Origin of the sequence: Paraburkholderia mimosarum LMG 23256 = NBRC 106338 (assembly GCF_000739815.1) — a bacterium.
Taxonomy (GTDB): Bacteria; Pseudomonadota; Gammaproteobacteria; order Burkholderiales; family Burkholderiaceae; genus Paraburkholderia; species Paraburkholderia mimosarum.
In genome coordinates, this window is sequence record NZ_BBJJ01000008.1 from 56163 (window position 1) to 78034 (window position 21872).

The following is a 21872-nucleotide window of genomic DNA, read 5'->3' on the forward strand; positions in this document are numbered from 1 at the left end:
CACTCGCGTGGCATGCAGATGCAGTGACCGCATCTCGCGAGCGGCAGTCTGATGCATGCCGTCGACGAGGCCTGGGTCCGGCGCCTTTTACACAGGCCGGCTCGAGCCGGCCGAGCGCATTTCACGGCGGCGAACAGCGAGCCTGCCGTCCACCGTTCCGCCGCCTGGCGGATGCGCGGCGACCGGCCCCCGTCGCTTCGCACTTTCAGCTCGGGGCCGCGGCTCCGCTCGTGAATTTCGTGATAATTTGCAACTGACGCAACCCCGCAGGCGCGGGACTTGCCGCGCAGCGCGCCGGACTTTTCCGGCGCCGCGCCTTACTGTAGAAAAGATCAGATGAAACCCGTAATCGCCCTCGTCGGGCGCCCCAATGTGGGGAAATCCACGCTGTTCAACCGGCTCACGCGTTCGCGCGATGCGCTGGTGGCCGACCTGTCGGGCCTCACGCGCGACCGCCACTACGGTGAAGGGCGCGTGGGCGATCGCGCGTATCTCGTGGTCGACACCGGCGGCTTCGAGCCGGTCGCGAAGGACGGCATCCTGCACGAGATGGCGCGCCAGACGCGCCAGGCCGTGGAAGAGGCCGATATCGTCGTGTTCATTTGCGACGGCCGCAACGGCCTCGCGCCGCAGGACAAGCACATCGCCGATTACCTGCGCAAGACCGGCCGGCCGATCTTCCTCGTCGTCAACAAGGCCGAGGGCATGAAGTACAGCGCAGTGGCGGCCGACTTCTACGAACTCGGTCTCGGCGATCCGCGCGCGATTTCCGCCGCGCACGGCGACGGCGTGACGGAGATGATCAACGAGGCGCTCGAGAAGGCCTACGCAGACCACCCCGAGGAAAGCGAAGAAGACGCCGCGAAGCACGGCGTGAAGATTGCGATCGTCGGCCGCCCGAACGTGGGCAAGTCCACGCTCGTCAATACGCTGATCGGCGAAGACCGCGTGATCGCCTTCGACATGCCGGGCACCACGCGCGATTCGATTTATGTCGATTTCGAGCGCAACGGCAAGAAGTACACGCTGATCGATACGGCCGGCCTGCGCCGCCGCGGCAAGGTCTTCGAGGCGATCGAGAAGTTCTCGGTGGTCAAGACGCTGCAGTCGATCGCCGACGCCAACGTGGTGATCCTGCTGCTCGATGCGCAGCAGGAAGTTTCGGATCAGGACGCGCATATCGCGGGTTTCGTGGTGGAACAGGGCCGCGCGCTCGTGGTGGGCGTGAACAAGTGGGACGGCATGGACGATCATGCGCGCGATCGCACCAAGCATCACCTGCAACGCAAGCTCAAGTTCCTCGACTTCGCGAAGATGCACTTCATTTCGGCGACGGAGAAGTTCGGCATCGGCGCGCTCATGCGCTCGGTCGATGACGCCTACGCCGCCGCCATGGCGAAGCTGCCCACGCCCAAGCTCACGCGCGCGCTCATCGAAGCGGTGGAATTCCAGCAGCCGCGCCGCCGCGGCCCGGTGCGTCCGAAGCTGCGCTACGCGCACCAGGGGGGACAGAACCCGCCGATCATCGTCATTCACGGCAATGCGCTCGACGCCGTGACGGACACCTACAAGCGCTATCTGGAAAACCGTTTCCGCGAAACTTTCTCGCTCACGGGCACTCCATTGCGCATAGAGTTTCGCTCGTCGACGAATCCCTATACAGAAAAAAACTAGACTCTGGCTGAGTAGCGTTCGCTACCCCTCGCAGCCCTCCTGGCCGAACCGCCAGGAACCGCGCGGGGGAACGAGAATCAGCTATAGTGTAGCGATTGGTGGTGGATTTCTTTTTCTTCATCCCAATATAAGTTAAACCTGCAAAAAAATACGGAGTTTGCTATGAGCAACAAAGGGCAATTGTTACAAGACCCGTTTCTGAACGCGCTGCGCAAGGAGCACGTGCCTGTTTCGATCTATCTGGTCAACGGCATCAAGCTTCAAGGGAACATCGAATCGTTCGACCAGTACGTCGTGTTGCTCCGTAATACGGTTACGCAAATGGTTTACAAGCACGCCATTTCCACGGTGGTCCCGGCACGTCCGGTGAACTTCCACCCGGATGCGGAAGCGTCCTGACCCATGACGCGGTCGGCCCGGGGCGCGTCACAGGCTGCTCGGGTCCGGCCGCTTTCATTTTGACATCCGCTAATTTGATCAACGCCGCACTCGTCGGCATCGACTTCGGCAAGACCGACTTCGAAGCCAGTCTCGAAGAACTCAGCCTGCTCGCCAAAAGCGCGGGCGCACATCCTGCCGTCACGCTCACCGGTCGTCGCGCCAGCCCCGATGCTGCCATGTTCATCGGCAGCGGCAAGGCAGACGAGCTGCGTCTCGCCTGCGAAGCCAACGACATCGAAATCGTCATTTTCAATCACGCACTGTCGCCGGCCCAGCAACGGAACCTGGAGCGTGCGCTCGATCGCCGCGTGATCGACCGCACGAGCCTCATTCTCGATATCTTCGCGCAGCGCGCGCGCAGCCACGAAGGCAAGCTGCAGGTCGAGCTCGCGCAATTGCAGTACCTTGCCACGCGTCTTGTGCGCGCCTGGACTCACCTCGAGCGCCAAAAGGGCGGTATCGGCCTGCGCGGCCCCGGTGAAACGCAGCTCGAGACCGACCGCCGGCTCATCGGCGAGCGCATCAAGATGCTGCAGGGCAAGCTCGCGAAGCTGCGTCGCCAGCACGGCACGCAACGGCGCCAGCGCGAGCGCAACCGCACGATGTCGGTTTCGCTCGTGGGCTACACCAACGCCGGCAAGTCCACGCTCTTCAATGCACTCACGAAGGCGCAGGCCTACGCTGCCGACCAGCTGTTCGCCACGCTCGATACGACCTCGCGGCGCGTCTGGCTCGGCGATGAAGTCGGTCAGATCGTGCTCTCGGATACGGTGGGGTTCATCCGTGAGCTGCCTCACCAGCTCGTCGCCGCGTTTCGCGCAACGCTGCAGGAAACGGTTCAGGCCGACCTGCTGCTGCATGTGGTGGATGCATCGAGCGCCGTGCGCCTCGACCAGATCGATCAGGTGAACGAGGTGCTGCGAGATATCGGCGCCGACACGATCCGCCAGGTGCTCGTCTTCAACAAGATCGACGCCGTGCCTGAACTGGCGGCCCGCGGCGGAACGGTCGAGCGCGATGAATATGGTAATATTTCGCGCGTCTTTTTGAGCGCACGCACGGGTGTCGGACTGGATGCGCTGCGCTCCGTCATCGCCGAAATCGCGACTGCCGAGCCGCTAGTCGACGCGTCGCAGCCACTGGCCTCCGACTGGCATGCGGCGCAGCAAGAGCCTCGCTGGGAACCCGAGCACGAGCGCTGAAGCGCGCCCGCACCGCCCTTGCACGCAAGGCCGGCCCAGCGGCTCCCGATCGATTCCGCACGCAATTGACCCGCTGTCTACTCTGGTGAACGAACACAGGTGAACGATTACAACAAGCGGACTGGCTGGCAGCGCGCGCGCGCCATTTTCTCGCTGAACGACCCGCGTTGGGGGCGAGGCGAGGGCAATGGCCAGCGTTCTGATGACGGGCGTCGCCCGCCTGGCAACAACGGCGACAAGGGGGACGGTCCGCCGGATCTCGATGAAATGTGGCGGGACTTCAACCGCCGCATGTCTGCTTTCTTCGGGCGCAAGGGCAAGGGCCCCGGCGGCTTTGGGCCGCGTCCCGACAATGGGCACGGTGCGCGCATTGGCGTGGGCATCGTGCTCGGCGTGCTGATCGCGATCTACGTGGGCAGCGGCGTGTTCGTGGTTCAGGAAGGGCAGGCGGGCGTGGTGCTTCAGTTCGGCCAGTACCGCCATACGGTCGGCCAGGGCGTGCACTGGCGCATGCCGTATCCGTTCCAGACTCATGAAATCGTCAATATCGGTCAGATCCGCACCATCGAAATCGGCCGCAGCAACCTCGTGCGTGCGGCCAACGTGAAGGACGCCGCAGTCATTACGCACGATGGCGACATTCTCAACGTGCGCTTCACCGTGCAGTACCAGGTGAAGCAGCCAACCGACTATCTCTTTCGCAGCGTCGATCCCGACCTCGCCGTCACACAGGCGGCGCAGGCGGCGGTGCGCACCGTGGCGGGCGCACGCAGCACGAGCGATCTGCTCTATGCGGACCGCGAGCCGATCCGCGCGCAACTCGCCGATACGATCCAGCATGCGCTCGATGAATACAAGACGGGCCTCGGCGTGACCGGCGTGGCGATCCAGGGCGTTTCGGCGCCGGACCAGGTGCAGGCCGCACTCGACGACGAGGCGAAGGCGCGCCAGGAGCGCGATCGCGCGAAGCGCGACGCGCAGGCCTATGCCGACCAGCTGTTGCCGCGCGCACAGGCCGACGCAGCGCGTCTCATCGACGACGCCAAGGCGTACAGCGAGCGCGTGGTCGCGCAGGCGCAGGGCGACGCGCAACGCTTCACGCGGGTCTACGAGCAATACGCGAAGGCGCCCGCGGTGATTCGCGAGCGCATGTATCTCGACACGATGCAGAACATCTACGCGAATGCGACGAAGGTGTTCGTCGACAACAAGTCGGGCAACAACGTGATCTATCTCCCGCTCGACAAGCTGGTCGACGAGACGCGTCAACGCGCCGCCGCGGCGACCGGCGCTGCGGGCGCGGCTGCGGCTTCGGCCAGCGCCGCGTCGGCGGCTGGCGCCGCTTCCGCGCCCGCAGTCGGCAGCGAGTCGCAGCAAGGCGTGCAGCAGCAGGGCACGCAGCAGGGTACCCAACAGGGTACCCAACCGCAAGGCGCGCAGCAGCAAGGCGCGACGCCCGCCGCCACGGCCAGTGACGCGGCAGCCGCCGCGAGCGACGCCTTCCGTTCGCGCGACGCGTTCCGCTCGCGCGGCCGCGAAGACGACGCGCAATAACGGGAGCGCCAACATGAACAAGATTATTGCGCTCGTCGTCGCCGTCGTGGTTGCGGCGCTGGTCGCCTCGTCCGCCGTCTTCATGGTGGATCCGCGCCACGTGGCCATCGTTTCCTCGTCGGGTGGGGCCAATGCCACGCTCGCGGATCCCGGGCTGCACGTGAAGCTGCCGCCGCCGTTCCAGACCGTCACCTTCATCGATACGCGCATCCAGGCCTTCGACGCACCCGATGCCGATCGCCACACGACCTCGGACAAGATCGAGCTGCTCGTGAACCCGGTCGTGCGCTATCGCATTGCCGATCCGCTCAAGCTCTTTGCTGCCACGAAGGGCGATGCGCAGACGCTTTCCGACCGTCTCGCCTCGCTTTCGCGCGACGCGATCGGCGATGCGATATCGAAAGTCACGCTCACCGAGGCGCTCGCGCAGCAGGAAGCCATCGCCGGCGGCGCGCGCGACGCGCTCAGGCAAGCCGCGGCGCCGCTCGGCATCGACGTGATCGCGATCGAGCTCACGCGCGTCGATTACACGCCCGAACAGGCCGAAACGGTCTTCAAGCGGATGAGCGCCGCGCGCGAGCAGGCCGCTGCCGATATCCGCGCCAAGGGCGCGGCCGAGGCGCAGCAGATCAAGGACGATGCACAGCGCAAGCAGCAGGGCGTGGTGGCCGACGCTTACGGCGAGGCGCAAGCCATCAAGGGCGAGGGCGACGGCAAGGCCGCCGCGATCGCCGCCGAGGCGTTCGGGCGCGACCCGGACTTCTACCGGTTCTATCGGAGCATGCTGGCGTACCGCGAGAGCTTCCGGCCCGGCGACGTCATCGTGGTCGATTCGTCGAGCGAGTTCTTCCGCTTCATGCGTGGTCCTAACGGTGGTGCCAATAGCGGTGATACATCGGCCGCTCCCGCCACGCCGCGCAAACACTAGACAACACGAGACGCTCGCGCCGCGCACTGCGCGGCGCATTTCTTCGCATGGACATAGCTGGCTCCCTGTTGCTCGCGATCGCGTTGATGCTGATTATCGAGGGCATGTTCCCCTTCGTCTTTCCGACGGCGTGGCGCGACACATTTCGTAAAATCGCGGAACGGCCGCCGCATCACATCCGGATCGGCGGGCTCATCGTGATGGGACTCGGCCTCGTGCTGCTGATGCTGGCGACCTGATGGATCGCCGACCGGCGCGGTTGGCTGCCGTCGTGCGCCGTTGCGTTTTTTCGCCGGATTCCGGATTTTCGGCCCGCGTGGCGCCTTGCCGCGCACGGCCCTCATTGTCGTAGGACTCAACCGATGTCGACCTGGTTACTTCCCGAGAACATTGCGGACGTGCTGCCGTCCGAAGCGCGCAAGATCGAAGAGCTGCGCCGCCGCCTGCTGGACCGCTTCCGCGCCTATGGCTACGAGATGGTCATGCCGCCGCTGCTCGAGTATCTCGAGTCGCTGCTCGTGGGCAGCGGCCGCGACCTGAACCTGCGCACGTTCAAGCTCGTCGATCAGCTCTCGGGCCGCACGCTCGGCCTGCGCGCCGACATGACGCCGCAGGTCGCGCGCATCGACGCACATCTGCTGAACCGCCAGGGCGTGACGCGCCTGTGCTACGCGGGCAACGTGCTGCACACGCTCCCGCGCGGCCTGCATGCGACGCGCGAGCAGATCCAGATCGGCGCAGAAATGTACGGCCATGCAGGGCTCGAAGCCGACCTCGAAATCCAGCAGCTGATGCTCGACGCGTTGCGCCTCGCGGGTCTCGCGAAGGTGCGCCTCGACCTGTCGCATGCGGGCGTGCTCGCCGCGATCTTCGAGGCGGATCCGGCTGCGGCCGCGCTCGGCGACGCATTGTATGAGGCGCTCGCCGGCAAGGATGTCCCGCGCCTCGCGGAACTCACGCAAAACCTCGAAGCCGCGTCGCGCGACGCGCTGCGTGCGCTGCCGTCGCTCTACGGCGACGCCAGTGTGATCGACGAGGCGCGCACGCGTCTGCCGGCGCTGGCCGGCATCGCCCGTGCGCTCGACGACCTCGCGTTCCTCGCTCGCGAGGTCAAGGGCGCGGAACTGATGATCGATCTCGCCGATCTCGGCGGCTACGCGTACCACAGCGGCGTGATGTTCTCGGCTTACGTGGACGGCGTGCCGAACGCCGTGGCGCGCGGCGGCCGTTACGACAAGGTGGGCGTGGCCTACGGCCGGGCTCGCGCGGCGACGGGTTTTTCGCTCGACTTGCGCGAAGTGGCGCGCATTTCGCCCGTCGAAGCACGCAGCAGCGCGATTCTCGCGCCGTGGCGTCACGACGAGGCGCTGCGCGCCGCCGTCGCCGCGCTGCGCGACGCGGGCGAGGTCGTGATCCAGGCGCTGCCGGGGCACGAACACGACATGGACGAGTTCGCGTGCGACCGCGTGCTCGTCGAGCGCGACGGCGTCTGGGTCGTCGAGCAGCGCGCCTGATGCGGTACCGGGGCGGTCATTGATACCGCCCGCAACGCCGCCGCACACGCTCGCCGAAGCACGCTTCGCAGCGTGCATGCCGTTGAGCGCAAAAGGAAATTCCGCGAATCTCCGGAAAAAAAGGCGGCCTTGTCGCCGAACCCAGGTAAAATACGTTTTTAACCAGCTAACGAAACACCATGTCTGCCAGCGCAGTGAATGTAACCCCGGGGCGCAATGTCGTCGTCGTGGGCACCCAATGGGGCGATGAGGGCAAGGGCAAGATCGTCGACTGGCTGACGGACCACGCGCAAGGCGTGGTGCGTTTCCAGGGCGGTCACAACGCCGGCCATACGCTCATCATCGGCGGCAAGAAGACCATTCTCCGGCTGATCCCCTCGGGCATCATGCGCGCCGGCGTCGCCTGCTACATCGGCAACGGCGTGGTGCTCTCGCCCGAGGCGCTCTTCAAGGAAATCGGCGAACTCGAAGAAGCCGGTATCGACGTCCAGAAGCGCCTTTTCATCTCCGAAGCGACTACGCTGATCCTCCCGTACCACATCGCCATCGATCAGGCGCGCGAAGCGAAGCGCGGCGCGGCGAAGATCGGTACGACGGGTCGCGGCATCGGTCCGGCCTACGAAGACAAGGTCGCGCGCCGTGGTCTGCGCGTGCAGGACCTGTTCGAGCCGGAAGTATTTGCCGAGCGTCTGCGCGAGAACCTCGACTATCACAACTTCGTGCTCACGCAGTACCTGGGCGCGGCCCCGGTGGACTATCAGCAAACGCTCGACACGATGCTCTCGTACGCGGAGCGTCTGAAGCCCATGGTCACGGACGTTTCGCGACGTCTGTACGACGTGAACCACCAGGGCGGCAACCTGCTGTTCGAAGGCGCGCAAGGCACGCTCCTCGACATCGACCACGGCACCTATCCGTTCGTCACGTCGAGCAACTGCGTCGCGGGCGCGGCTTCGGCGGGCGCGGGCGTCGGTCCGCAAAAGCTCAACTACGTGCTCGGCATCACCAAGGCGTATTGCACGCGCGTGGGCTCAGGCCCGTTCCCGAGCGAACTGTACGACGCCGACAACGCCGACCGCCAGGAAGAAGTGGGCCTCACGCTCGCGAAGGTGGGCAAGGAATTCGGTTCGGTCACGGGCCGCCCGCGCCGCACCGGCTGGCTCGACGCCGCCGCGCTGCGCCGCTCGATCCAGATCAACGGCGTGACGGGCCTGTGCATCACGAAGCTCGACGTGCTGGATGGCCTCGACGAAGTGAAGCTGTGCGTCGGCTACAAGGTCGACGGCAAGGACGTCGACATCCTGCCGCGCGGTGCGTCGCAGGTGGCCGCGTGCGAGCCGGTCTACGAGACCTTTGAAGGCTGGAACGAAAGCACCATCGGCATCACGCAATGGGACGCGCTGCCGAAGAGCGCCCAGGCTTACCTCTCGCGCGTGCAGGAAGTCGCCGGCGTGCCGATCGACATGGTGTCGACCGGTCCGGATCGTGACGAAACGATCCTGCTGCGTCATCCGTTCAAGGTGTAAAGAACAAGAAGCAACGAGGTAGAAGCACAAATGATTCAAATGACGGATCCGCGCAACGACGACAAGCACCTGTGGGTCGGCTGGGACGAGTATCACCGGCTGATCGAATTGCTCGCCCTGCAGGTGCACGAATCGCGCTGGAAATTCGATCAGATCCTGTGTCTCGCGCGCGGCGGCCTGCGCGTGGGCGACCAGCTTTCGCGCATCTATGACCTGCCGCTCGCCATTCTTGCCACGAGTTCGTACCGCGAAGCGGCAGGCACGCAGCAGGGCGATCTCGACATCGCGCAGTACATCACGATGACGCGCGGTCACCTGGAAGGCAATGTGCTGCTCGTCGACGACCTCGTCGATTCGGGCGTCACGCTCGCGCGCGTGCAGGAGCACCTCAAGGAGCGCTATCCGGCGGTGACCGGCGTGCGTTCGGCGGTGCTCTGGTACAAAGGCTGCTCGAAAGTGAAGCCGGACTATTTCGTCCAGCATCTGCCGACCAATCCGTGGATCCATCAGCCGTTCGAGGAGTGGGATACGGTGCGGCCGCACAATCTCGGTGCGTGGATCAAGCGTGGCCTGCAGCAAGCGCAGGACGAGCAGAAGTAATCCAGGGCTGAACTGCTGCAAGGGCTTTCGGTCCAGCGGCGGCCAGATCCAGCGACGGAGCTTTCAAGGCTCCGTTTTTTTTTGCCTGGCGTGCGAAGTGCACAGCGCTTCGAGGCGGTTGTTGGCACATCACATTCCCTTCGGCCGCCATGCGCGCGCCGGGCGCACCTGGGCAGACGGCATTTGGGGCCGGTGCTAAACTGCGCGGGGACAAGGGGTGTCGCTGTGCTGCGACGGGTGCTCGGTTTCTGCCGCGGCCCGGTTTAGAATAGCGCTCGTTTTTTCCGCCTCGCAACGGATTACCGCGTATATGACAACTAGCACACACGTGGCCAAGCAGCCGCTACCTTCTCTCGCCGTAGCGGCCATCGGCGTGGTGTTCGGCGACATCGGCACGAGCCCGCTGTATTCCCTGAAAGAGGCGTTCAGCCCATCTCACGGCATTCCGCTCAACGAGACCTCCATACTCGGCGTCATTTCGCTCCTGTTCTGGGCGATCGTGATCGTCGTGAGCGTCAAATACGTCCTTTTCGTGATGCGCGCCGACAACAACGGCGAGGGCGGCGTGCTCGCGCTGATGGCGCTCGCCATGCGCTCGTTCAGCCGCAAGAGCAAGTCGGCCGCGCTGATCACGGCGCTCGGCATCTTCGGCGCGTGCATGTTCTATGGCGACGCGGTGATTACGCCCGCCATCTCGGTGATTTCGGCGGTGGAGGGTCTCGAGATCGCCGCGCCCAAGCTTTCGCACCTCGTGCTTCCGCTCACGATGGTGATCCTGATCGCGCTCTTCTGGATCCAGCGGCACGGAACCGCCCTCGTCGGCCGGCTGTTCGGGCCGATCATGGTGCTGTGGTTCGTGACGATCGGCATACTCGGCGTGTCGCGCATCGTGCAGGCGCCTGGCGTCCTCGCGGCGTTCAATCCGTACTATGCGGTCGCCTTCATGGGCGCGCATATGCTGCAGGCCTATGTCGTGCTCGGCTCCGTCGTGCTGGTGCTGACCGGCGCGGAAGCGCTCTACGCCGACATGGGCCACTTCGGCGCGAAGCCGATCCGCTACGCCTGGTACGCGCTCGTGATGCCCTCGCTCGTGCTCAACTACTTCGGGCAGGGCGCGCTGCTGATGCAGGACCATCGCGCGATCGAAAACCCGTTCTTCCTGCTCGCGCCAGAGTGGGCGCTGCTGCCGCTCGTCGTGCTCTCGACCATCGCCACGGTGATCGCCTCGCAGGCCGTGATTTCGGGTGCCTACTCGCTCACGAGCCAGGCGATCCTGCTCGGCTACGTGCCGCGCATGAAGGTGCTGCATACCTCGGATCTCGCCATCGGCCAGATCTACGTGCCGGTCGTGAACTGGATGCTGCTCTTCATCATTCTGTGCATCGTCGTCGCCTTCAAGAGTTCGGACAATCTGGCCGCCGCATACGGTATCGCCGTGACCGCGACGATGGTGATCACCACGGTGCTCGTCGCCGTCGTGATGACGAAGGTGTGGAAGTGGAACAAGGCGCTCGTCGCCTGCATCATTTCGGTGCTGCTGGCCGTCGACTTGGGCTTCTTCGGCGCGAACCTGCTCAAGGTCGAAGAGGGCGGCTGGCTGCCGCTCGGCATCGGGGCGCTGCTGTTCTTCCTGCTGATGACGTGGTTCAAAGGCCGCATGATCGTCAAGGAGCGCACGGCCGCCGACGGTATCCCGCTCATGCCTTTCCTGCAGGGGCTGCTTGCGCACCCGCCGCACCGCGTCTCGGGTACGGCCATCTATCTCACGGGCAGCGAGGCGCTCGTGCCGGTGAGCCTGTTGCACAACCTCAAGCACAACAAGGTGCTGCATGAGCGCACCATCTTCCTCACGTTCGTGATCCGCGACATCCCCTATGTGGCCGATGCCGAGCGCGTGACGGTGAGGGATATCGGCGGCGGGCTCTATCTCGTGAAGGCCGATTACGGGTTCAACGAAACGCCCGATGTGCAGGCCGTGCTCGAGGAAATTTCCCGCACGCACAACATGAGGTTCGAGATGATGGACACGTCGTTCTTCCTCGCGCGCGAGACGGTCGTGCCGACGCAACTTCCCGGCATGTCGATCTTCCGTGAACGTATATTCGCGTGGATGCATCAAAACGCGGCGAAACCCACCGACTTCTTCAGCATTCCGGCCAACCGGGTGGTCGAACTCGGGACGAAGATCGAGATCTGATTGCTGCGTTTCTACACGCAAAGAAAAAAAGGCACTCACGAGTGCCTTTTTTGTTGCGTACACAACGTGAGCGGCTGAGGCTCACGTCGTGTCGTGCGGGGCTCAGCGCTGTTTGAGCTTCGCGAATGCCGCGGCCATGGCGCCGGCCGGCTCTGCGTCGCGCGAACGTTGACCGCCACGGTATTCGCGATTGCCGCCGCCGCGGCTGTCACGGTTGCCTGGTTGGCCCGCACCGCCCGCACCGCCCGCGCTGCCGCCACTGCGTGACGCGCCCGCGCTTGCCGGTTCGTCGTCCAGACGCATCGTGAGCGCAATGCGCTGACGCTTCACGTCGACATCGAGCACCTTGACCTTGACGACCTGGCCAGCCTTGACCACTTCATGCGGGTCTTTGATGAACTTCGTCGACATGGCCGAGACGTGCACGAGCCCATCCTGGTGCACGCCCACGTCGATGAACGCGCCGAACGCGGCCACGTTCGTCACGACGCCTTCTAGCAGCATGCCCGGCACGAGGTCGGACACCTTCTCGACGCCGTCACGGAACGTCGCGGTCTTGAACTCGGGGCGCGGATCGCGGCCCGGTTTTTCCAGCTCGCTCAGGATGTCGCGCACCGTTGGCAGACCGAAGCGTTCGTCGACGAACTCGGTGGGCGAGAGCTCCGACAGGGCCTGGCGGTTGCCAAGCACGTCGCCGATCGCGCGCTTGATCTTCGCCAGCATGCGCTCGACGACGGGATACGCTTCCGGGTGCACCGAGGAGCGGTCGAGCGGATTCTCGCCGCCGTTGATGCGCAGGAAGCCCGCGGCCTGTTCGAAGGTCTTGTCGCCCAGACGCGGCACCTTCTTCAGATGCTCGCGTGAAGGGAAGGGGCCGTTGGCATCGCGGTAATCGACGATATTGCGCGCAAGCGTCGAATTCAGGCCCGACACGCGCGCAAGCAGGGCGACGGAGGCCGTATTGGCGTCGACGCCCACGGCGTTCACGCAGTCCTCGACGACGGCGTCGAGCGAGCGCGCGAGTTCGCGCTGGTTCACGTCGTGCTGATACTGGCCCACGCCGATCGCCTTCGGCTCGATCTTCACGAGTTCGGCGAGCGGATCCTGCAGGCGCCGCGCGATGGAAACGGCGCCACGCAGCGAGACGTCCAGCTCGGGGAATTCTTTGGCGGCCAGTTCGGACGCCGAATAAACCGACGCCCCTGCCTCGGAAACCACGATCTTCTGCAGCTTCAGCTCGGGATGCCTGGAAATCAGCTCGCTCGCGAGCTTGTCGGTTTCGCGCGAAGCCGTGCCGTTGCCGATGCTGATGAGCTCCGCCTGCGTTTGCGCGGCGATGCGTGCGAGCTTCGCGAGCGAGCCGTCCCAGTCGCGGCGGGGCTCGTGCGGGTAAATCGTGTCGGTGGCGAGCACCTTGCCCGTGCGGTCGACCACGGCCACCTTCACGCCCGTGCGCAGCCCCGGGTCGAGGCCGATCACGGCCTTCGGGCCCGCCGGCGCGGCAAGCAGCAAATCCTTGAGATTTCGCGCGAACACGCGGATCGCTTCGTTCTCCGCCTGCTCGCGCAGGCTCGTGAGCAACTCGTTTTCGAGGTGCGGCTGCACCTTCACGCGCCAGCACCAGCGGCATACGTCGGATAGCCATTTGTCGGCCGGGCGGTTCTGGTTCGCGATGCCGAAGTGACGCGCGATCATCGCTTCGCCCGGGTGCGGCACCTGCGCGTCCAGCTCGCCGCCAAGGCCGAGCTTGACCATCAGCACACCGGCGTTGCGGCCGCGAAAGAGCGCGAGCGCCCGGTGCGACGGCACCGTCTTGATGGTCTCGGCGTAGTCGTAGTAATCGCGGAACTTCTCGCCTTCCTCGTTTTCCTTGCCTTCGACCACGCTCGACATCACCACGCCCTGGTTGTGCAGCCAGTCACGCAGTTTGCCGAGCAATTCGGCCGTCTCTCCGAACTGCTCCGAGAGAATGTCGCGCGCGCCGTCGAGCGCGGCCTTTACGTCGGCCACGCCCTTCTCGGCATCCACGTACTGCGCGGCTTCCGTTTGGGGGTCGAGGAGCGGGTTTGCGAGCAGCGCGTCGGCGAGCGGCTGCAGGCCGGCTTCGCGTGCGATTTGCGCACGCGTGCGGCGCTTGGGCTTGTACGGCAGATAGAGGTCTTCGAGAACCTGCTTGCTGTCGGCATTTTCGATGGCGGCGCGCAGCTCGTCGGTGAGCTTGCCTTGCTCTTCGATGCTCGCGAGGATCGCGGCGCGGCGGTCTTCGAGTTCGCGCAAGTAGAGCAGGCGCTCTTCGAGCGTGCGCAGTTGCGTATCGTCGAGATTGCCCGTGACTTCCTTGCGATAACGGGCGATGAACGGAACGGTCGCTCCTTCGTCGAGTAGCTGCACGGCGGCTGCGACCTGGCGCGGCTGCACGGTCAGCTCGTTGGCGATACGCTGGACGATTTTCAGTGCTACGGTTTCCGTCATAGGGTCTGGATATTCCTGCGAGGATCGGTTGCGGTCCGGGTTGCATTCCGGCGCTCGGTGCGGGCTTCAGCGTTCGGCTGGCCCCGGCGCTCCGGGCGTTGGCCCGGTGCGCGCACTGGCCGTTGGAGCGGGGCATTTTGCCATAAATGCCGGAGCGCTCAACCCGGGGGGTGTTAGAATTTCAGCCATGTTCCGCTGCCCACAGAAGACGTTGACGACCTTCCGCTTGTTTTCCGTTTCGCATCTTGCCCGGTTTCACGCGCCTGCTGGCGCCATTCGGCGGTTGCCCCTTCGCGGCGCAATCTGCGCCGTCGCGTTGAGCCTTGGAGCGAGCGTTCCGGCCCTTGCGCAAGCGGTCGGGGTGTCCGGGCCGCTGGAGCAGCAGCGTGCGGCGAGCGCGCCGGTCGCGCCGGTCGCGCAACAGGGGGCTTCGGGCAACGTGCCGCTGGCGGCGTCCGATGCGGCAGGCGCGCCTGGAGCGCAGGCGTCGCGGCAGAGCGATTTCGACGCGCGGCAACAGGTGCTGGACCGTCGTACGGCGGAGAACAACTATCGTTTTGGCGTTGCTGAACACAACTGCTACAGCACGTTCTTCGTGAATCATTGCATTGGCCGTGCACGGGACCAAATGCGTGTCGTGCAGGCAGATATCCGGCGCGAGCAACTGGCGCTCGACGAAGAGCGGCGTGCGGCGCATGCCCAGGAGCGCGACCAGCAGGCTGCATTGCGGCGCGCGCAGGACGAAGCCAACGCGCCGCAGCGAGCCGCGAACGAAGCGGCGAGCGCCCAGGCGTACGAGCAGAAGCAGCAGCAACACGCGCTCGATCAGGCGCAGCGCCAGGCCGAGGCGCCGCAGCGCGCGGCGAACGAGCAGTCGTATCAGGAAAAGCAGCGCCAGCATGCGCTGGCGCAGGCTCAGCGTGCTGGTGAGCAGTCGCAGCGCAACGCGAACCAGGCAGCGTACGACCAGAAGCAGGCGAACTACCAGAAGCAACTGGACGAAGCGCATCGCCAGGGTGAACAGAAGGCGCAGGAACGTGCCGGGAAGGCCCAGCGCTTCGAGCAGAAGCAGGAAGACGCAGCGAAGCATAAGGCTGACGTCGAAGAACGTCAGAAGCAGGCGGCCGGGAAGGCACAGCAAAAACAGCAACAACAGCAACAACAGCAACAATCAGATCAGCAGCAAAGGCAGCAGCAGGACCAGTAGTACGAGTAGCACGCTTTTTGAGCCGGACAGCAACCTCAGGCGCGTCGTCCTTCGCAAGCGCGCGCCGCATATGTCGAGGAGGCGAGCATGCGCGAGCATCGTGAAGTCAAGGCCGAGGTCCTTCGTGACCGCATTCTGCAACTGGAATCGGAACATGGCGATCTGGACCGCCTGATAGACCGGATGTCCGGCACCGCGGACTACGATGATCTCGAGCTGCAAAGGTTGAAGAAGCGCAAGCTCAAGGTCAAGGACAACATCATCTTGCTGCAACTGCAGCTGGACCCCGATTCAACGAAGACTTCGGACGGGCACGCCTGATTCCGGGTCCTGGCAGGCGCCGGGGCGCGGCAGTCGGCCAGCGCCCTTCCGGACCGAGCAGGAACCGCTTGCCTTGAATTCAACGACCGTTTCCCGTTCCCGGCCCGCGCGCGAAAGCGGCGCGCCGGAGGCTGACGCGCGCGCCACGCAAACTGCCGCCGCGCCGGTATTGAGCGCGCGCCGCGTGGCAGAACTCGAGGAGCTCTTCGCTGCCGACGGGTTGCTCGCGCGGGAGATCGACGGCTATCGCCCGCGCGCTGCGCAGATCGAGATGGCGCGCGCGGTCGCGGCCGCAATGGAAGCCGCCGCGCAATCGCTGCCTGAACCCGCGATGTTCGAAGCTCAGTCGCGCCCCGCGCGGCGGCTCGAGCGCGGCGCGCCGGCGCAGCCGGGCGCCCAGGAAGCGGTGAGTGCCGCCGCCGAAGCGGGCGACAACACGCTGATCGTCGAGGCGGGCACGGGCACCGGCAAGACCTATGCGTACCTCGTGCCGGCCATGCTGTGGGGTGGCAAGGTGGTCGTCTCGACCGGCACGAAGCATCTGCAGGATCAGCTCTTCGCGCGCGACATTCCCACCGTGCGCGACGCGCTGGCAGTGCCCGTGAGCGTGGCCATGCTCAAGGGTCGCGCCAACTACCTGTGCCATTACTACCTGCAGCGCACGGCCGACAACGGGCGCCTGCCGTCGCGGCAGGAAACCGCGTACCTCCAGGAAATCGTGCGTTTCGCGAAGATCACACGCTCGGGCGACAAGGCGGAGCTCGCAAGCGTGCCCGAGACCGCGGCGGTATGGTCGATGGTGACCTCGACCCGCGATAACTGTCTTGGCCAGGAGTGCCCCCATTACAAGGACTGCTTCGTAATGCAGGCGCGCCGCGAGGCGCAGCAGGCCGACATCGTGGTCGTGAATCACCACCTGTTCTTCGCCGACATCATGCTTCGCGACACCGGCATGGCCGAGCTGCTGCCGAGTGCGAACACGATCATTTTCGACGAAGCGCACCAATTGCCCGAAACGGCGACACTCTTCTTCGGCGAAACGCTCTCGACGGCACAATTTCTCGAGCTCGCGCGCGATTGCGTCGCAGAAGGCCTTTCTCACGCGCGCGACGCCGTGGAGTGGGTCAAGCTCGGTGCGGCGCTGGAGCGCGCCGCGCGTGACGTGCGGCTGGCGTTCAAGGAAGATTCGCTGCGGCTGTCGATCGCGCAGTTGCCCGAGGACCACCCGCTCTTCGACGCGCTCCATGCGTTGCAGACCGAGCTGAGCGTGCTCGCCACGGCGCTTGCCGGCCAGGCCGAGCGTGCGGAGTCGCTAGGCGCGTGCCTGCGGCGCGCGCGCGAGCTGCAGGGCATCCTTGCAGGCTGGACTGTCGCGCAAGGTGCCGCGCCCTGGCAAGAGGCGCGCAAGGCAGATGTGGGCGGCAACGATGAAGATGCGCACGCAGCCGACGACGCCGACGAGAAAGTCCGCTGGGTCGAGGTGTTTTCGCACACGGTGCAATTGCACGAAACACCGCTATCGGTTGCTCCGATCTTCGCCAAGCAACGCGCCGGCGTGCCGCGCACATGGATCTTCACGTCGGCGACCCTTTCGGTGCGCGGCGACTTCACGCACTACGCGGCGCAGATGGGCTTGAGCTCGCGCCGTTCGATGACGCTGCCAAGCCCGTTCGACTACCCCACGCAAGGGCTGCTCTACGTGCCGCGCAATATGCCGCAGCCGTCGTCGCCGCAGTTCACAGACGCGGTGTTCGATGCGGCGTTGCCTGCCATCGAGGCGTCGGGCGGCGGCGTCTTCATGCTATGCACGACGTTGCGCGCGGTCGACCGCATTGCCGCGAAGCTACGCGACACGATCGAAGCGCGCGGCTGGAATACGCCGCTGCTCGTGCAGGGCGACGCGAGCCGCACGGAACTGCTCGAGCGCTTTCGCGCCTATGGCAATGCGATTCTCGTGGGTAGCCAGAGTTTCTGGGAAGGCGTGGATGTACGTGGCGATGCGCTCTCGCTCGTGGTCATCGACAAGCTGCCGTTCGCGCCGCCCGACGACCCGGTGCTGGCTGCGCGCCTCGACGCGCTGGCGAAGAAAGGGCTGAGCCCGTTCGCGGTCCACCAGTTGCCGCAGGCCGTGATCACGCTCAAGCAGGGTGCGGGGCGTCTGATTCGTGCGGAGACGGACCGCGGCGTGCTGATGATCTGCGATACGCGTCTCGTCGACAAGCCGTATGGGCGCCGAATCTGGCAAAGCCTGCCGCCGTTCAGACGGACGCGGGAGATCGAGGTCGTGAAGGCATTCTTCGAAGAAAAGGACGCTCAGGCAGGAGAGCAGGGCGTCTAGCGCGACACTCATGCCCACTGCATAACAAAAAAGCCACGAACGTGAGTTCGTGGCTTTTTTGCTTGCCCGTCGTATGTCTGAGGCGCGGCTGGCGCAAGCGACAGACCATACGACGGTTCGCTTCGATGCCCGCCGGGACCGAGGCGCCGGCGAGCTTCGCGCGAATGCAACTTACTGGCTTGCGCCCGAAGCTGCAGCCGGAGCCGATGCCTCCGAAGCGGCAGCGCCAGCGTCCGAAGCCGGGGCCGTAGCTGCAGGAGCAGCTTCGCTCGCAGCAGCAGCCGGAGCCGATGCGCCTGCGTCCGAAGCGGCAGCAGCCGGTGCCGAAGCGGCAGCAGCATCGCTAGCCGGCGCAGCAGCTTGGTCGCTGCTCTTGTTGCACGCAGCAAGTGCAACGGCTGCCAGCAGGGATGCTACGAGGAGGGATTTCTTCATGATCACGTCCTTTTATGGTTAAAGGTAAGCAACAGCGCAAATAATACCGGTAATGTGCCCCAACACCGACCTGAGCCGCTGGTGGAGACGCACTGCAAGAGCGTGAATCTTCCCTACGGCCTGGCCGGGAATTATAGGCATTTTCGTATCGACCGTCGACAAATCCGGGGACAATACGTTGTCTTTCTCATACAAGCACTATTTTAATACGGTATAACAGTCCGAAGCGCTTAGGCAAGCACCCCGGTCCGAATCCAGCCCGCACGATACCACTCGTGTAGCAACGCTGTCACACATGAATCGTGTGAGAGTGTTACAAAGCGTTTCCCGTCAATAGAGCGCCTGTCGGCCAGTGCCGGCAACCACTTTCTTGCCTCTTTGAGCAAGCACTGTTCCCCGTTCAGGTAATACGACCGCGAATCGTAAAGCAGGATCGTCCTGCGGTCGAGTGTTATCCCATCTTTTACCGCTTGCGCAACGAAACGGGCTTCGTCGAGCGGCTTTTCGGGGGCATCGAACACGACATTGGCTTTCGGTTCCGACAGCCAGGAGCCAACGAACGAAGCGACATCGGCATCGGTCCAGCGCACTTTGGCAAGCACACCGGCAACACGCTCCACGAGTGCCGGCGGAAGCTGCGCGGGATGCGCCACGGCCGGCTGGTCCGGGTCGCGGTAAAGCGCGGGCTTGCGCTCGCCGTGGTCGGCGCCGCGCTCGGCGAGCCAGTAAAGGAACTGGCTCGTCAGCTCGCTCGTGGAAGGCGAGCGAAAGCCGACCGAACAAGTCATGCATTCGCCTTCGGCGATACCGTCGTGCGCGATATGCGGCGGCAGGTACAGCATGTCGCCCGGCTCCAGCACCCATTCTTCCTCGGGTTCGAAGTTCGCGAGGACCTTGAGCGGCAGGCCATCCTTGAGCGAGAGATCGCGCTGCGCGCCGATACGCCAGCGGCGCTTGCCGTGAACCTGCAGCAAAAACACATCATACGAATCGAAGTGGGGGCCGACGCCGCCACCGTCCGACGCGTACGAGATCATGAGATCGTCGAGGCGCGCATCCGGCGCGAAGCGAAAGCGCTCGAGCAGGGCGCGTGCGCGGTCGTCGTGCAGGTCGGCGCCTTGCACGAGCAGCGTCCAGTTGCGGGTCTTCGGTGTGGGCAGTTCGTCGGGCGAGAAGGGGCCGTGCTCGAGTGCCCAGCGGCGGCGAAAATGCGTGATCAGTCGCGACTCCACGTCGTCGCTGTCCGCAAGCTCGAAGAGCTCGTCGCGCGACAGCGGCGCTTCGATGTCGGGAATCGCCTGGCGGATCAAAAGCGGCTTTTTCTGCCAGTATTTGCGCATGAACTGCGCCGGAGTCAGGCCGCCCAGGAGCGGCGTGGCAACATCGGGCGCGGGGCATGCCAGGGGGAGGGAGGCGCGCCGCTTGCGCGCGCCCACCGGGTGGTCTGTGGACCGCTTCGGCATCGTATAATGTGAGCTGTAACTGGAGGAACGAATGAAAATTGCAAAGGACACCGTCGTGTCGGTCGCTTACAAGCTATCGGATGCGCAGGGCAATCTGATAGAGGAAAGCGACGAGCCGATGGTCTATCTGCACGGCGGCTATGATGGCACGTTCCCCAAGATCGAGGAAGTGCTGGACGGGCAGGAGCCGGGCTTCGAGACCCAGATCCAGCTTGAACCGCAGGACGCCTTTGGCGAGTACGATCCCGAGCTCGTGAAGATCGAGCCACGCAACCGTTTTCCCGAGCCGCTTGAAGTCGGCATGCAATTCGAAGGCACGCCCGAAGAAGGCGACGAAGACCTCGATACGCTCGTCTACACCGTCACGGACGTCGCGGAAGACAAGGTCGTGCTCGACGGGAATCATCCGCTCGCGGGCATGGCGCTGCGTTTCGCGCTCACGGTCAAGGAAGTTCGCGTCGCCACCGAAGACGAGATCGAGCATGAGCACGCGCACGGTGCGGACGGCCTCGAAATCGTCGACGAAGATGAAGAAGACGACGGCGACGAAGGTGCTTCGAAGCCCACGCTGCACTGATTCGCGCTGATCAGTGCACAAAGCCGCCCGACGCCGGTGCGCCGGGCGGTTGCGGAATCTCAGGCGATGGATTGCTCCCGCGACCCGTGCCGCCACTGCTTGCGCTGGATCCACCGTCCGGGCCGTTCTGGCCACTCCCTCGATTCTGACCGCTTAGCCCGTTCTGGCCGCCCTGCGCTGGCCAGGCTGGCATCAACACGCCATTTCCGCCTGGCGGCACCGCGGTGCCGGATGCACCCGGTGTCACTGGAGCGACGTCGGGTGATTGAGGCATGCCGGGAATTTCGGTCACATCGGGCATCGACGAAACTTCGGGCATTTCCGGCATCGCTGGCGACTGTCCGGCTCCCGGCTGAGTCGGCGACGGTTGTCCAGGCAGCAGCGGGAGATGTTTCGGGACGTCGCGCACGCTCACGCGCAGTGGCGTGTTGCGTGTCGTGTCGGCGTCCACCTGCAGCCACTGCGTGAGCGGATCGCGCAAGGAGAAGGCGATGCGCGTGACGTTTTCTATCCTTGTGCCTTTCTCGTTGCGCAACGGCTGATCGATCGTGAAGCCGTGCGCGAGCTTTGCGTCGTCGGAACTTACGATGATCACGGGGCCGCGAAAGGCTTGCGCGAGCCTCACGAGGCTGCGGCGCAATTCGACATAGCCGTCGCGCGGCGCGCGATGAAAGCGTAGCCAGGCAAAGCGGTCGGGGCGCTCGCTATGTTCGGGCATCGCATTGCCCTGCATGAAGATGACGATGGCGCGCGCGTTGCGGCGCCTCGCATATTCGGCCGCATGTTCGAGCCAGAAGCCATTGGCGATCACGCGATCTTCGAACTCGCCATTGCGCCCGCCGGCATTGAGGTAGTGATTGTTCCCGTCGGGCACGTTCAGCCCGATGAAGACGGTGTCGCCAAGCTGCCAGCGCATGTTCTCACGATACGGGCGGAAGCGCGAGACTTCGCTTTCCCGTGTGAGCGTCAAGCGGTTTTGCCCGAGCGAGTTCGAATCGGCAAAGAACTCCTGGCGCAGGAAATCGAGCCGCTCCGCAGGGTCGTAGGCGCCCGAGCCGCTCATGCCGCACGTGGCCCAGTCGTGCTCGCCGGGCACGAAAACGAGCGGCACACGTGACGCGTCGAGGATGTCATGACGCCGCTCATAGAGTTGATCGGCGCAGCTCTCGTGCGCGCCTTTGAGATTGCCGTCGTAGACGGTGAACGCGATTTGCGGATCGCGCCCGATGGCGTCGACGAGGCGCTGCGCCGACGCTTCGTCCGGCTGCGAAGTCAGTGCGTTCGCCACGACCGCGAAGGCATAGCGCGCCGGCTGGGCATGTGCCGCGAGTGGCGAGCCAAGCGAGGACACCAGCATCAACGCGCATGCCACACGGCGCATCATTTTCAGATAGCGCGAACGGCGACAGCCGCGGCGCGCCGG

General features: G+C 64.9%; 18 protein-coding genes. 14 read left to right on the forward strand and 4 right to left on the reverse strand.

The window, feature by feature from the left end; genetic code table 11:
- Positions 1-336 precede the first annotated feature (336 nt).
- The 10 genes from der (at position 337) to BMI01S_RS08960 (ending at position 11636) form a co-directional block, all read left to right on the forward strand.
- Positions 337-1674, forward strand: a complete 1338-nt coding sequence (gene der, locus BMI01S_RS08915; protein ID WP_028230463.1) for a ribosome biogenesis GTPase Der — start codon at positions 337-339, stop codon at positions 1672-1674.
- A 162-nt stretch (positions 1675-1836) separates the two neighbouring features.
- Complete coding sequence (hfq, locus tag BMI01S_RS08920) at positions 1837-2073, forward strand: RNA chaperone Hfq (RefSeq protein ID WP_028210028.1); 237 nt, start codon at positions 1837-1839, stop codon at positions 2071-2073.
- 74 nt (positions 2074-2147) lie between these two features.
- The gene (gene hflX, locus BMI01S_RS08925; protein WP_028210027.1) at positions 2148-3317 is read left to right on the forward strand and encodes a GTPase HflX; all 1170 of its coding nucleotides are present in this window, start codon (positions 2148-2150) and stop codon (positions 3315-3317) included.
- Between the two features lie 99 nt (positions 3318-3416).
- Positions 3417-4871 (forward strand): FtsH protease activity modulator HflK, encoded by a 1455-nt coding sequence (hflK, locus tag BMI01S_RS08930; RefSeq protein ID WP_028210026.1) that lies wholly within the window; start codon positions 3417-3419, stop codon positions 4869-4871.
- A 13-nt stretch (positions 4872-4884) separates the two neighbouring features.
- Complete coding sequence (gene hflC, locus BMI01S_RS08935; protein ID WP_028210025.1) at positions 4885-5799, forward strand: protease modulator HflC; 915 nt, start codon at positions 4885-4887, stop codon at positions 5797-5799.
- Between the two features lie 47 nt (positions 5800-5846).
- Entirely contained in the window at positions 5847-6038 is a 192-nt protein-coding gene (locus BMI01S_RS08940; RefSeq protein ID WP_028210024.1) for a DUF2065 domain-containing protein, read from the forward strand.
- 123 nt (positions 6039-6161) lie between these two features.
- Positions 6162-7313 carry an ATP phosphoribosyltransferase regulatory subunit gene (locus tag BMI01S_RS08945; RefSeq protein ID WP_028210023.1) on the forward strand — a complete coding sequence of 384 codons (1152 nt, stop codon included), beginning with the start codon at positions 6162-6164 and terminating at the stop codon, positions 7311-7313.
- Between the two features lie 179 nt (positions 7314-7492).
- Positions 7493-8839, forward strand: a complete 1347-nt coding sequence (locus BMI01S_RS08950) for an adenylosuccinate synthase (RefSeq protein ID WP_028210022.1) — start codon at positions 7493-7495, stop codon at positions 8837-8839.
- A 30-nt stretch (positions 8840-8869) separates the two neighbouring features.
- Positions 8870-9439, forward strand: coding sequence for a phosphoribosyltransferase (locus tag BMI01S_RS08955; protein WP_028210021.1), 570 nt, complete (start codon positions 8870-8872; stop codon positions 9437-9439).
- Positions 9440-9749: 310 nt separating this feature from the next.
- Entirely contained in the window at positions 9750-11636 is a 1887-nt protein-coding gene (locus BMI01S_RS08960; protein WP_028210020.1) for a potassium transporter Kup, read from the forward strand.
- 102 nt (positions 11637-11738) lie between these two features.
- Here BMI01S_RS08960 and BMI01S_RS08965 read toward each other — a convergent pair whose 3' ends face one another.
- The gene (locus tag BMI01S_RS08965) at positions 11739-14108 is read right to left on the reverse strand and encodes a Tex family protein (protein WP_028210019.1); all 2370 of its coding nucleotides are present in this window, start codon (positions 14106-14108) and stop codon (positions 11739-11741) included.
- Here BMI01S_RS08965 and BMI01S_RS41875 point away from each other — a divergent pair.
- The 3 genes from BMI01S_RS41875 (at position 14065) to BMI01S_RS08980 (ending at position 17974) form a co-directional block, all read left to right on the forward strand.
- Positions 14065-15315, forward strand: a complete 1251-nt coding sequence (locus tag BMI01S_RS41875; protein WP_409372311.1) for a hypothetical protein — start codon at positions 14065-14067, stop codon at positions 15313-15315. The genes BMI01S_RS08965 and BMI01S_RS41875 overlap by 44 nt on opposite strands.
- Positions 15316-15402: 87 nt before the next feature.
- Positions 15403-15636 (forward strand): DUF465 domain-containing protein, encoded by a 234-nt coding sequence (locus BMI01S_RS08975; RefSeq protein ID WP_028210017.1) that lies wholly within the window; start codon positions 15403-15405, stop codon positions 15634-15636.
- A gap of 169 nt (positions 15637-15805) precedes the next feature.
- On the forward strand, positions 15806-17974 hold the full coding sequence (locus BMI01S_RS08980; RefSeq protein ID WP_407668959.1) for an ATP-dependent DNA helicase: 2169 nt from the start codon (positions 15806-15808) through the stop codon (positions 17972-17974).
- Between the two features lie 171 nt (positions 17975-18145).
- On the opposite strand, the gene BMI01S_RS44030 is transcribed toward BMI01S_RS08980, so the two are convergent.
- Both BMI01S_RS44030 and BMI01S_RS08985 read right to left on the reverse strand, forming a co-directional pair.
- Positions 18146-18409 (reverse strand): hypothetical protein, encoded by a 264-nt coding sequence (locus BMI01S_RS44030; protein ID WP_081715826.1) that lies wholly within the window; start codon positions 18407-18409, stop codon positions 18146-18148.
- 230 nt (positions 18410-18639) lie between these two features.
- Positions 18640-19872 carry a ribosomal protein uL16 3-hydroxylase gene (locus tag BMI01S_RS08985; RefSeq protein WP_028210015.1) on the reverse strand — a complete coding sequence of 411 codons (1233 nt, stop codon included), beginning with the start codon at positions 19870-19872 and terminating at the stop codon, positions 18640-18642.
- Positions 19873-19903: 31 nt separating this feature from the next.
- Here BMI01S_RS08985 and BMI01S_RS08990 point away from each other — a divergent pair, with 31 nt between their 5' ends.
- Positions 19904-20449 carry an FKBP-type peptidyl-prolyl cis-trans isomerase gene (locus tag BMI01S_RS08990; protein ID WP_028210014.1) on the forward strand — a complete coding sequence of 182 codons (546 nt, stop codon included), beginning with the start codon at positions 19904-19906 and terminating at the stop codon, positions 20447-20449.
- A 10-nt stretch (positions 20450-20459) separates the two neighbouring features.
- Here BMI01S_RS08990 and BMI01S_RS08995 read toward each other — a convergent pair whose 3' ends face one another.
- Positions 20460-21833: a hypothetical protein gene (locus tag BMI01S_RS08995; protein WP_154671170.1), complete on the reverse strand. Its 1374-nt coding sequence runs from the start codon at positions 21831-21833 to the stop codon at positions 20460-20462.
- Positions 21834-21872: the final 39 nt, after the last annotated feature.